Source organism: Serratia sp. D1N4 (genome assembly GCF_054552755.1).
In genome coordinates this window covers 2,633,612-2,645,524 of record NZ_CM137274.1, presented here as the reverse complement: position 1 = coordinate 2,645,524, position 11,913 = coordinate 2,633,612, and the positions used below count along the sequence as shown (strand labels likewise).

11 protein-coding genes are annotated in these 11,913 nt (G+C 55.1%); 7 read left to right on the top strand and 4 right to left on the bottom strand.

The features are described from left to right. Positions 1 to 199 precede the first annotated feature (199 nt). Positions 200 to 1,180, top strand: coding sequence for an MBL fold metallo-hydrolase (locus ACX1CU_RS11530; protein WP_459402682.1), 981 nt, complete (start codon positions 200 to 202; stop codon positions 1,178 to 1,180). Positions 1,181 to 1,244: 64 nt separating this feature from the next. On the opposite strand, the gene ACX1CU_RS11525 is transcribed toward ACX1CU_RS11530, so the two are convergent. Continuing rightward, the gene (locus ACX1CU_RS11525; RefSeq protein ID WP_459402681.1) at positions 1,245 to 2,027 is read right to left on the bottom strand and encodes an N-formylglutamate amidohydrolase; all 783 of its coding nucleotides are present in this window, start codon (positions 2,025 to 2,027) and stop codon (positions 1,245 to 1,247) included. 71 nt (positions 2,028 to 2,098) lie between these two features. Beyond that, complete coding sequence (locus ACX1CU_RS11520) at positions 2,099 to 2,299, bottom strand: hypothetical protein (protein ID WP_459402908.1); 201 nt, start codon at positions 2,297 to 2,299, stop codon at positions 2,099 to 2,101. 37 nt (positions 2,300 to 2,336) lie between these two features. Between ACX1CU_RS11520 and ogt the strand changes: the two genes are divergently transcribed. Continuing rightward, positions 2,337 to 2,861, top strand: a complete 525-nt coding sequence (gene ogt, locus ACX1CU_RS11515) for a methylated-DNA--[protein]-cysteine S-methyltransferase (protein WP_459402680.1) — start codon at positions 2,337 to 2,339, stop codon at positions 2,859 to 2,861. On the opposite strand, the gene ACX1CU_RS11510 is transcribed toward ogt, so the two are convergent. Then, the gene (locus ACX1CU_RS11510; RefSeq protein WP_459402679.1) at positions 2,858 to 3,805 is read right to left on the bottom strand and encodes a sugar-binding transcriptional regulator; all 948 of its coding nucleotides are present in this window, start codon (positions 3,803 to 3,805) and stop codon (positions 2,858 to 2,860) included. The genes ogt and ACX1CU_RS11510 overlap by 4 nt on opposite strands. Positions 3,806 to 3,994: 189 nt before the next feature. Here ACX1CU_RS11510 and dalD point away from each other — a divergent pair, with 189 nt between their 5' ends. From dalD to uspE, 5 genes are all read left to right on the top strand, one after another. Continuing rightward, positions 3,995 to 5,380 (top strand): D-arabinitol 4-dehydrogenase, encoded by a 1,386-nt coding sequence (dalD, locus tag ACX1CU_RS11505; RefSeq protein ID WP_459402678.1) that lies wholly within the window; start codon positions 3,995 to 3,997, stop codon positions 5,378 to 5,380. 12 nt (positions 5,381 to 5,392) lie between these two features. Beyond that, positions 5,393 to 6,856 (top strand): xylulokinase, encoded by a 1,464-nt coding sequence (xylB, locus tag ACX1CU_RS11500; RefSeq protein ID WP_459402677.1) that lies wholly within the window; start codon positions 5,393 to 5,395, stop codon positions 6,854 to 6,856. A 57-nt stretch (positions 6,857 to 6,913) separates the two neighbouring features. Then, positions 6,914 to 8,206 carry an MFS transporter gene (locus ACX1CU_RS11495; RefSeq protein WP_459402676.1) on the top strand — a complete coding sequence of 431 codons (1,293 nt, stop codon included), beginning with the start codon at positions 6,914 to 6,916 and terminating at the stop codon, positions 8,204 to 8,206. A 385-nt stretch (positions 8,207 to 8,591) separates the two neighbouring features. After that, positions 8,592 to 9,362, top strand: coding sequence for a fumarate/nitrate reduction transcriptional regulator Fnr (fnr, locus tag ACX1CU_RS11490; protein ID WP_459402675.1), 771 nt, complete (start codon positions 8,592 to 8,594; stop codon positions 9,360 to 9,362). 128 nt (positions 9,363 to 9,490) lie between these two features. Further along, positions 9,491 to 10,453, top strand: a complete 963-nt coding sequence (gene uspE, locus ACX1CU_RS11485) for a universal stress protein UspE (protein ID WP_459402674.1) — start codon at positions 9,491 to 9,493, stop codon at positions 10,451 to 10,453. A 247-nt stretch (positions 10,454 to 10,700) separates the two neighbouring features. Here uspE and fabV read toward each other — a convergent pair whose 3' ends face one another. After that, positions 10,701 to 11,894 (bottom strand): enoyl-ACP reductase FabV, encoded by a 1,194-nt coding sequence (fabV, locus tag ACX1CU_RS11480; RefSeq protein ID WP_459402673.1) that lies wholly within the window; start codon positions 11,892 to 11,894, stop codon positions 10,701 to 10,703. Positions 11,895 to 11,913: the final 19 nt, after the last annotated feature.

The following is an 11,913-nucleotide window of genomic DNA, read 5'->3' as shown; positions in this document are numbered from 1 at the left end:
AGATTTCCTATCTCACTTATTTGATTATTTGCATGATGCGCGCAGCTACGCCGGGATGTCTAATGGATTAACGGCATAGGCTCCCTTCCCATTGATATCTCTGGTGGATAAGCGCATTTGTTGATATAAAATTTGCACTCACCGCAATGTATTATCACTCATAGCAATTTCTTTTCTCATCCACTTAAAAGGGATCTTTATGCCTCAGTCATTTCGCCGCACGTTATTAGCCATCGCCCTGGCCTGCGCCAGCGTGGTGCCATCGGTCAACGCTGCCAGTGTGCCCGCACAGCAACAAACCCAGGTTCCCGGTTACTACCGTATGATGCTGGGTAATATGGAAGTCACGGCGCTGTACGATGGCAACACAATGTTAAAGACCAGCCTATTCCACAACATCAGCGAACCCGATATGCAGAAGCTGCTGGCGCGCATGTTTGTCGACAGCACTTCAGGGATTCAAACCACGGTTAACGCTTTCTTAGTGAATACCGGAACGAATCTGATCCTGGTGGATGCGGGCACGGCACAATGCTTCGGCCCAACGTTAGGAAAGATTCAGAGCAATCTGCGGGCTGCCGGTTATCAACCTGAGCAGGTCGACAGCGTACTACTGACCCACTTGCACCCGGATCATGCCTGCGGCATCAACGATCAGGGCAAAGCCGCCTTCCCTAACGCAACTGTGTATGTCGCCAAGGCAGAAGCCGACTACTGGTTGAGCAAGGAGATCGCACAGAAGGCACCAGAAGCGGCACAGCCGATGTTCAAACTGTCGCAAGAGGCGGTGGCCCCTTATGAAGCACAGGGGCGGCTGAAGCGCTATGCGCCGGGCGACACGTTGTTCCCCGGTGTAGAAGCAGTATCAACGCCGGGCCATACGCCGGGGCACACCGCGTACCTGTTCAGTTCCGAAGGGCAAAACCTGTTGCTGTGGGGCGATATTGTGCATAGTCATTCGCTGCAGTTTGCCAAACCCAAAGTATCGCTGGAGTTTGATACCGACAGCAAACAAGCGATTGCCACGCGCCTGAAAGTTTTTGCTGACGCCGCCAAAAAACAGCTTTGGGTCGGTGGTGCGCACTTGCCATTCCCAGGCTTGGGGCATGTTCGTGCCGAGAAATCGGGTTATGCCTGGGTGCCAATTGAATATGCCCCGGTAGCCAGTAAAAAGCCGTGATGTAGCGTGCCAGCACATGCATGATGATGTATGTGCTGGCTGCAAAGTCAAAAATAGCCTTAAGTTATATCCCCCAACGTTGCCACGCCTGAGGTAACAGCCGAGCAAAACGTGCCGCCCAGGCCTTTTGACCGTCAACATCGGCGATCAAATCCTGACGAATCTCAATGCCGACGTAAGGCAATGCCTTGCGTTCTGCATGCACTGGCAGCGTATAGTCCGTGGCATCGGTCATGGCATAAGGCTGGTTAATCCCCACTTGCAGATCCCCTTCTTCGCGCAGTAACTCTGCCAATAACCGGGCAAATTTCGGATAACGGTTAAACAGTAGACCAACCTGCCACGGGCGTGATTCTCCTTTAAAAACCGGTGTGAAACTGTGTATGGCAATCACCGCGCAGGGCTGGCCATTAGCTTGGCGGGCGATCAATGTGCGATCGATAGCCTGATGGTAAGGGTGAAAGATTTCATGCTCACGTGCTCCGGCTTCAGCCACTGTAATCCCCTGGTTACCGGGAATGGATGTCAGTTCAGATATCAACGGAATTGAAGTTATTCCACCGGGGGTGCGATTGCAGTCAATCACCAGACGTGAGTAGTGCTGATGAATCAACGTAGCATCCAGATGCTGAGCCAACAGTTGTGAAACACTCAGTGCACCAATGTCCCAACCGATATGGCGGTCAATATCGCCGCTAGCCAGGCCGAGATCGCCCAAACATTGGGGAATCGCCTGACCAGCATGGTCGCACAATAACAGGAATGGAGAAGTACCCTGCGGTCTCTCAACGGTTACCGCCGCGGGCTCATGAGCCGCCAACAAGTTAGGAGTATAGGGGGGAAACATCGTTCGCTCCGGCGAAAGAAAACCCCAATCCTAGGCGATACCCGCGCCGAGTAGCAATAAAATACCGTCGCTTACACCAATCGGCTTTCCTGTACCTGATGAACCGCAATATAGCGCTGATAGCGAGCAGGTTTCAGCCGGGTTAAGTCGACCAGTACCAGCCCGTCGATACAGTTGTTGAACGAACGATGGGTTGGTATCAGGGGGCTTTTACGTATAAATTGCGTTTCACCTTTATGTCCGAAATCCGCCATCGTTCTGCGTTTTTTCATGTCATAATCTGCACCTCAACCCTGAGGAGTGAACAACATGCAGACTTTTTTTATTGACCGTATGCCGACGCCGGTCGGTGAACTGGTGTTGATCGGTGACGAGCAAGGCCGCATGCGCGCCCTGGATTGGACCGATCATGAAGCACGTCTGATGAAGCTGCTGAACACCCACTATCGTGCCGATCGCTTCACGTTGCAGGAGCAAGCTAACCCCGGCGGCCTGACCGATCTGATGCAGCGTTATTTTGCCGGTGAGTTGGCGGTAATTGACCGTGTGCCGGTGATGACCGCCGGGACCGAATTCCAGCGCACCGTGTGGCAGCAACTGCGCCAGATCCCCTGCGGCGAGATTATTACCTATGGCGAACTGGCAAAACGCATCGGCCGCCCAACCGCTTCACGCGCAGTGGGCATGGCCAATGGTTCTAACCCGATCAGTATTGTGGTGCCCTGCCACCGGGTGATTGGCGCGCAGGGTGCGCTCACCGGCTATGCGGGCGGCGTGCAGCGCAAACAGTGGCTGCTCAGGCATGAAGGTTATCTGCAAAACGATCTGATTTAATCGCCCAACAGAGCCTGCGCACTCTCTTCGTCGGTAACCAGGCCGTTGATCCAGCGGCCCAACAGCGCTGCGCGGATGGCACGATGTTTTTCCGCACCACCGGCTAACGCGATCACCGGTTTCTCCGGCTGCTGGCGCAGGTTAACGCTGGTCAAGCGCTGATCGAGCTCACTGGCCACCCGCCGCCCTTCGCTGTCAATAAAATGCCCCAGCATTTCGGCTACCGCATTGGCTGCGGCTAAACGCTCAACCTCCTCCGCCGAGATAAACCCATCCTGGTGCAACGGGCACTGATATCCGATGGTGCCAATGCCGAGAAAGGTCACATCGGCCTGGCTGGCCTTCTCGTTTACCGTGCGATAAATGCGGTGGTTGCACCACAGGGTGCGATCCTGCTCGCTGTCGGCGAACAGCGGCGCGGGCAGAATAAAATAACGGCCCTGAGTTTTTTCCGCCATCCACAGCGGTACGTCATAGCGCGTACAGGAACCGTCGGCAGCAATCGCCCCGATCAGTGACACGCAGCTGTGCTGTGGCCGTTCAAAATCGGGCAGTTCATCAATGGCCGCTTTCAGGCTGCGGCCAGAACCGACGCCGATGATCAGCGGCTGTTCATCACGGATAAACTGCGCCATCACTTCGGCACCGGCTACCGCCACCGCCCGGTTCAGCCCTGCGCTCGCCATGCCTTGGCTTGGCACCACCTGGCACAGACTCAACCCATAGCGCTCGCTCAGGCGCGCGGACAGTTCCATGCAGCGGCCCACCGGGTGCGAGATATTGACGCTGATCAGGCCGCTATCGATCGCCAGCGCCACCAAACGTTGCGCTACCTGGCGTGACACGCCGAGTGCATCGGCAATCTCATGCTGGGTCTGCCCAGCCACGTAGTACATCCAAGCGGCGCGTGCCGCCTGATCCAGTTTCTTATCGTGTCGACTCATTTCGCCCTTCTGCCTTTTAACGCTGATGCCCCATTTTACTGGCATTCCTGATACGTCGGGCCATCGATTCGCACTTTTGTGAGCTAAAGCCCATTTAAAGGGCAAAAGTTTAATTAGTCTATCGCCAGCAAAAGAGCAAATGCCCAATTTAAGGGCCGATGCTCAAATATAACTTTGACGGAGAACATTATGAGCAACCCCTTGAACGCTTCCCCCGCCGTTTGGCTGCATATTGGTGCCGGTTCTTTTCATCGTGCTCATCAGGCATGGTATCTGCATCGCCTGATTGCCAACGGTGATACGCGCTGGTCGATTGCATTAGCCAATATTCGTGACGACGCAACGCCGCTGCTTAACGCGCTGGCAGAGCAAAACGGTCAGTACGTGTTAGAAACCGTGACTCCGCAAGGAGAGCGCCAGTACGAAACCATCACTTCCATCCGTAAGGTTGTCCCTTGGGATAACGAACTCGCGGCGTTGATTGCGCAAGGAGCACGCGCGGAAACCCGCGTCATCTCCTTCACCGTCACCGAAGGGGGTTACTATCTGGATAACCAGTTCAACCTGGATCAGAACAACGCCGATATTCAGGCGGATCTGCTGGGCGGTTGTCGCACCATTTATGGCACCATCGCCCAACTGCTGGCGCACAGAAAGCAAATTAATAGTGACCCTGTCACGTTGTTGAGCTGTGATAACCTGCGCCATAACGGTGAGCGTTTCCGCCATGGGTTGATGCAGTTCCTGCAACTGCGCCAGGAAACGACGCTGATCGGCTGGATTGAAAGCCATACCCGCTGCCCGAATACCATGGTTGACCGCATCACGCCGCGCCCTTCTCCAGACGTTGCCCAACGCGTAGCGCAGGCCACCGGCTTTCAGGACCGTGCACCGGTAATGGGCGAAGCCTTTATCCAGTGGGTGATCGAAGATGATTTCATTGCCGGGCGTCCGGCGCTGGAAGACGTGGGCGTTGAGCTGGTTGAATCGGTATTGCCGTATGAAGAAGCCAAAATCCGCATTCTCAATGCCAGCCACAGCTGCATTGCCTGGGCGGGCACGTTGATCGGCCAAAGCTTTATCCATGAAAGCACCGGAACGCCAGCGATCTGCCAGTTGGCTTACGACTACGTGACGCAGGACGTGATCCCATCGCTGACCCCAAGCCCGCTCGACTTGGCCGCTTACCGTGACGTGGTGTTGGAGCGATTCAGTAACCCTTACATCCGCGATACCAACCAGCGCGTTGCCGCCGATGGTTTCTCCAAAATCCCCGGTTTTATCACCCCCACCTTGCAGGAATGCTATCAGCGCGGCCAGGTGCCAGCTGCTACCGCCATGTTGCCGGCGCTGTTCTTTGTCTTTATGCAGCGCTGGCACCAGAACGGCCTGCCTTATGACTATCAGGACGGCATTTTGGACGCCACCGCCGTACACCAGATGTTCAATAGCGCCGATCCGGTGGCCGTTTTTGCCGCCGATGAAAAGCTGTTCAGCACCTTGGCCCACAGCGAGCCGTTTGCCCAGTTGCTGCGCCAATCGATCGACAAGGTTAACCACTGGCTGGCGCAATAACGGGAGCGGATCATGTATTTAGGACTCGATTTAGGCACTTCAGAAATCAAAGCCGTGGTGATTGATGACAGCGGCAGCATTGTCGCCAGCGCCGGTGAGGCGCTGGACGTGCAGCGCCCGCATCCACACTGGGCAGAGCAGGATCCCGCCGACTGGTGGCGGGCCACGCAGACGGTGGTTGCCCGCCTGCGCAGTAAAATACCGCAGCAATGGCCGCTGATCCGCTCGCTGGGCCTGTCTGGCCAGATGCACGGTGCGGTGCTGCTCAACCGCGATAATCAGGTTTTACGCCCGGCCATTTTGTGGAATGACACTCGTAGCGCCGAGCAGTGCCAACAGCTGACGCAAAGCGCGCCGGAACTGCATCAGATCGCCGGTAATCTGGCCATGCCGGGCTTCACTGCGCCAAAGTTACTGTGGGTGGCCCGCCATGAGCCGGAGATTTTCGCGCAAACGGCCACCGTGCTGCTGCCGAAAGATTTTCTGCGCTGGATGATGAGCGGTGACAAAGTCTCTGATATGTCGGACGCCGCCGGGACTCTGTGGCTCGATGTGGCGAAACGGGATTGGTCAGATAGCCTGCTCGCCGCCTGCGGCCTGACGCGCGACCATATGCCGCGCCTGGTCGAAGGCAGTGAAGCCTCCGGCCAATTGAAAGGCGATATCGCCCGCGCCTGGGGATTAGGTGACAATGTCACTATCGCCGGTGGCGGTGGCGATAATGCCGCCAGCGCGGTGGGTATCGGCGCGGTTAATCCCGGCGATGCTTTCATCTCTTTAGGCACCTCCGGCGTGCTGTTTGCGGTTAACGATCGTTTCCGCCCGAATCCGCAATCGGCCGTTCATGCCTTCTGCCATGCCCTGCCCGATCGCTGGCATCAGATGAGCGTGATGCTCACCGCTGCCAGTGCATTGCGCTGGTTCTGCCAACTGGTGGGCAGCAATGAAACCACGCTGTTGGCCGAGATCGCCCAGATGAATCAGGCGGAACAGCGGCTGGCACCGGTATTTCTGCCCTATCTTTCCGGCGAACGTACCCCGCATAACGATCCTCTGGCCCAAGGGGCTTTCCATGGTTTGACTCATGCCCATCAGCGGGCAGCGATGGGATACGCGGTATTGGAAGGCGTGGCGTTTGGCATGGCCGACGGGCTGGAAGTGCTGCTGCAGGCGGGAACACGGCTGCAACAATGTTCGCTGATCGGCGGTGGCGCCCGCAGTGAGCATTGGGCGCAGTTGATGGCCGATGTGCTCGATCTGCCGGTGGTTACCCATCAGGGGGGCGAAGCCGGTGGCGCATTGGGTGCTGCGCGCTTGGGCTGGTTGGCCGACGGTGGCAGCGTGGCACAGGTTTGCCATAAACCGGCTATTGAGCGCAGTTTCCTGCCCAACGGTGAACGCCAACCGATACTGACCGAGCGGCTGGCGGTTTATCGCCAACTGTATCAACAACAGCTAGCACTGCGCCGGGCATAAACCGGCGTAATAAATAATAAAAAAACCTGTTCCCTTACACCTACGTTGGAGTTTGCTATGCAAGAGACGCACAAGCATTGGTTTGGGCTGCCGATGAACCTGTTCTGGGGCTATATCGCCATTGCCGTTTTCATGAGCGGCGATGGTTTTGAGATGGCCTTTCTGTCGAAACACATCACCGATATGGGATTTTCACCGGCGGAGTCGGCGCTGGTGTTTACCGTCTATGGCCTGGCGGCAGCGCTAGCCGCCTGGAGTTCTGGCGTGGTGGCAGAGATTATCACCCCGCAGAAAGCGATGCGCATCGGCTTTATCCTGTGGGTGGTGATGCACGTGCTGTTTATGCTGTTCGGCCTGGGGATGAAAAATTACCCGCTGATGCTGCTGTTCTACGGCATTCGCGGCCTGGCCTATCCGTTGTTCATCTATTCCTTTGTGATGCTGGTGGTGCAGAACGTACCGAAGCAGCAGCTCTCTTCGGCGATGGGCTGGTTCTGGGCGATGTATTCCATCGGCATCGGCTGTGTGGGTAGCTATCTGCCCAGTTTCACCATTCCGCTGATCGGTGAAACCGGTACGCTGTGGTTTGCTATCGCTTGGGTCACCGCCGGGGGCGTGATGGCGCTGCTACTGCTGCGCAACGTGGGTCAACCCAGCAGCAAAGCCGATTTAACGCCGAAAGAGAAGCTGAAAGAGCTTTCCCGTGCGGTGACCATTCTGTTCACCAACCGCAATATCTTTCTCGCCAGCCTGATCCGCATCATCAATACGCTGTCACTGTTTGGTTTTGCGGTGATCATGCCGATGCTGTTTGTCGGGCGTTTAGGCTTCAGCATGTCCGAATGGCTGCAAATCTGGGCGGTGTTCTTCTTCGTCACCATTTTCACCAACATCATGTGGGGCATTCTGGGGGAAAAAATCGGCTGGATGCGCCAGGTGCGCTGGTTTGGCTGCATTGGTTGCGCTATTTCCAGCTTGGCGTTCTATTATCTGCCGGTCTATTTCGGCCACAACTTCTGGGCGGCGCTGATCCCGGCGGTGATGCTGGGGATCACCGTGGCAGCCTTTGTGCCGATGACGGCGGTGTTCCCAGTCTTGGAGCCGGAGCACAAAGGTGCGGCCATTTCTATCTATAACCTGTCCGCTGGCCTGAGTAATTTTGCCGCCCCGGCCATTGCTTCCATCATCCTGCCGTTCTTCGATATTGTTGGCGTGGTCTGGGTATATACCGGATTGTATCTGGTGGCGGCAGTGCTAACGCTGGTGGTTAAAGTCGAACAGCCGGGCCACAACTCGGTGCCACACTATCGGTTAGGTAACGAGGTATTGGCTAAAAATACCGCACAGTAAGCCGGAACATCATTTGCCGCCGCTGCGTACTGCCTTTTACCGGGTTTTGCGCATCGCGGCGGCAGTGGGTTATGTTGAAATATTGATTTGTTGATCAAGGCGATCATCACCTTTTGTGATTATCGCGAGAAACTCACCATATGTAGGACGGGAAAATTTTGGCGATGTGGCCGGATTACTTCTTTATTTATCAATCGATAGCGGAAACCGGCTGGCTAGGCGATTTGGCAATAAACCAAGTAACTTCAGTAAGCTATAGAATAATCGGCGGAACCAGCGTTTAAAATTCGCACACAATACCCCTATTCTTGTTATTGCTGCTCTTATCACCTGCCGCAAAAGATGTTAAAATTGACTCATATCAATTATTGCATGAGCGTAATCTATGATCCCGGAAAAACGCGTGATTCGTCGTATCCAGTCTGGTGGCTGTGCGATCCATTGCCAAGACTGCAGCATCAGCCAGCTGTGTATCCCTTTTACCCTGAATACGCACGAGTTAGACCAACTCGACAACATAATCGAAAGGAAAAAGCCGATCCAGAAAGGCCAGACGCTGTTCAAGGCAGGCGATGAGTTGAAATCCCTGTACGCGATCCGCTCCGGAACCATCAAGAGTTACACCATCACCGAGCAAGGTGATGAACAGATTACCGGCTTCCATCTGGCAGGCGACTTAGTGGGCTTTGACGCCATTGGCGGCATGAAGCACCCGAGCTTTGCCCAGGCGCTGGAAACTTCCATGGTGTGTGAAATCCCCTTCGAAACGCTGGACGATCTCTCCGGCAAAATGCCTAACCTGCGCCAGCAAATCATGCGGCTGATGAGCGGTGAAATCAAAGGCGATCAGGATATGATCCTGCTGCTGTCGAAGAAAAACGCGGAAGAACGTCTGGCCGCTTTCGTTTATAACCTGTCACGCCGCTTTGCCGAACGTGGTTTCTCACCGCGTGAATTCCGCCTGACCATGACGCGTGGTGATATCGGTAACTATCTTGGCCTGACGGTGGAAACTATCAGCCGTCTGCTGGGGCGTTTCCAGAAAAGCGAAATCCTCAGCGTGAAAGGCAAGTACATCACCATCGAAAATGCCGACGCGCTGTCACAACTGGCCGGCACCGGTACGTCGCAAATTAACGTATCCGTCAGCGCATGATCCCCATCAGGCCAATAATTCGCTGAAATTATTGGCCTGACACTTCTCTGCCGCTGTCCTGTTTCCCAATGTTGAGTTACTCTGTAATTGCACAGACTGTTGATCTACAGCTGTAAGACGGAGGCCCTATGGCGAAGTATCAGAATCTTCTGGTGGCTATTGACCCCAATCAGGACGATCAACCGGCGCTTCGCCGGGCGGTTTACCTGGTAAAGCGGAATGGCGGGCGTATCAAAGCCTTCCTTCCTATCTATGACTTCTCTTACGAAATGACCACCCTGCTTTCACCGGACGAACGTACTGCCATGCGGCGAGGGGTGATCAACCAACGCGCAGCGTGGATTAAAGAGCAGTGCCGTTTTTACCTTGAAGACGGCGTCCCGATTGAAATCAAAGTGGTATGGCACAATCGCCCTTACGAAGCCATTATTCAGGAAGTGTTGAGTAGCAATCACGATTTGCTGCTGAAAATGGCGCACCAGCACGATCGGTTAGAATCGCTGATTTTTACCCCAACCGACTGGCATCTGCTGCGAAAATGCCCTTGCCCGGTATGGATGGTGAAAGATCAACCTTGGCCGGAAGGCGGTAAAGCGTTGGTTGCCGTCAACCTTTCCAGCGAGGAACCGTATCACGATCCACTGAATATCCGCTTGGTGCAGCAAACCCTTGAGCTGGCAGAAAACGTCAACCAAACCGAAGTCCACCTGGTGGGGGCCTACCCGGTTACCCCGATCAATATCGCCATCGAACTGCCGGATTTTGACCCCAGCGTTTATAACGACGCAATTCGTGGGCAGCATCTGATCGCCATGAAGGCGCTAAGACAAAAATTCCATATCAAAGAAGAGTTCACGCACGTTGAGAAAGGCTTGCCGGAAGAGGTGATCCCGGATTTGGCCGAACATCTGCAAGCCGGTGTGGTGGTATTAGGTACGCTCGGGCGCACTGGGATATCTGCCGCTTTTATCGGCAATACCGCAGAACATGTGATCGACCAACTGAAATGCGATCTGCTGGTGCTGAAGCCAGATGACTTCAACTGCCCGATCGAGGTGGATGAAGATGATGAGCATGACGACGAAGATTAAAACACAACGTCTTTGAGATATAAAAACAGGGCCGAAAGGCCTAATGCTTGTCAGTTGAGGCTAACCCTAACCCTTGGGGAGAGGGTTAGGGTGAGGGGATGAACACCGCACTACAAGCCCCTCACCCCGGCCCTCTCCCACGGGGAGAGGGGGCGACGCCTCTAGCAATTGCGCATAATTATGCAGTTTTGCGCTTAACTGACCGACATTAGGCCGCAAGGCCCTGTTTTTTATGCAGGTGCAGAACTTACAGTTCAACCACGTCGAAACGCACATCTGGGTTGACGTCAGCGTCGTAATCCACTTCTTCCAGGCCAAAACCGAACAGGCGCAGGAATTCCTGCTTGTAACCGGTGTAATCGGTCAGCTCGCTCAGGTTTTCCGACGTGATTGACGGCCACAGATCGCGGCACGCCTGCTGCACATCGTCACGCAGTTCCCAGTCATCCATGCGGATACGGGCATGATCGTCCAGCGGCAGATCGTCACCGTACAGGCGCGTATGCATCAGGCGCGAAACCTGCTCGATACAGCCTTCATGAATACCCTTCTCTTTCATGATCTTGAAGGCCATGGAGATATACAGCGGCATCACTGGGATCGCAGAAGACGCCTGGGTCACCACCGACTTCAGCACCGCCACGTGAGCAGTACCGCCTTTGCCAGACAGATCGCCGCGAATAGCGGTGGCTGCACGATCCAAATCTTCTTTAGCGCGGCCCAGCGTGCCATGCCAGTAGATTGGCCAAGTCAGATCGGTACCGATATAGGAGTAAGCGACTGATTTAGCGCCTTCAGCCAGAACCCCGGCCTCTTCCAGCGCAGACATCCACAGTTCCCAATCCTGCCCACCCATCACGGTGATAGTGTTCTGGATCTCTTCTTCCGTCGCCGGTTCAACGGTGGCGGTGATGATCTGATCTTTATTGGTGTCGATTGCGGTGGTGGTATACACCTCGCCGATCGGTTTCAACGCGGAGCGCACGACTTCACCAGTATCTGGCATTTTACGCACTGGCGAAGCCAGTGAGTAAACCACCAGATCGATTTGGCCCAGGTCGGCTTTGATCAGCTCAATCACTTTGGCACGGCATTCGTTGGAGAAGGCGTCACCGTTAATGCTCTTGGCGTATAGCCCCTCTTCTTTGGCGGCTTTGTCAAAGGCGGCCGAGTTATACCAGCCAGCGGTCGCCGTTTTGCTTTCCGTACCTGCTTTTTCAAAAAACACGCCGATGGTAGCGGCACCGCTGCCAAACGCGGTAGCAATGCGGGAAGCCAGACCATAACCGGTGGAGGCACCGATCACCAACACGCGCTTAGGACCATTAGCAATAGTGCCTTGCGCTTTGGTGTAGGCTATCTGACGACGAACATTGGCTTCACAACCCACCGGATGAGTGGTGGTACAGATAAAGCCGCGAACCTTAGGTTTGATAATCATAGTGGGTCTAGGATCCGTT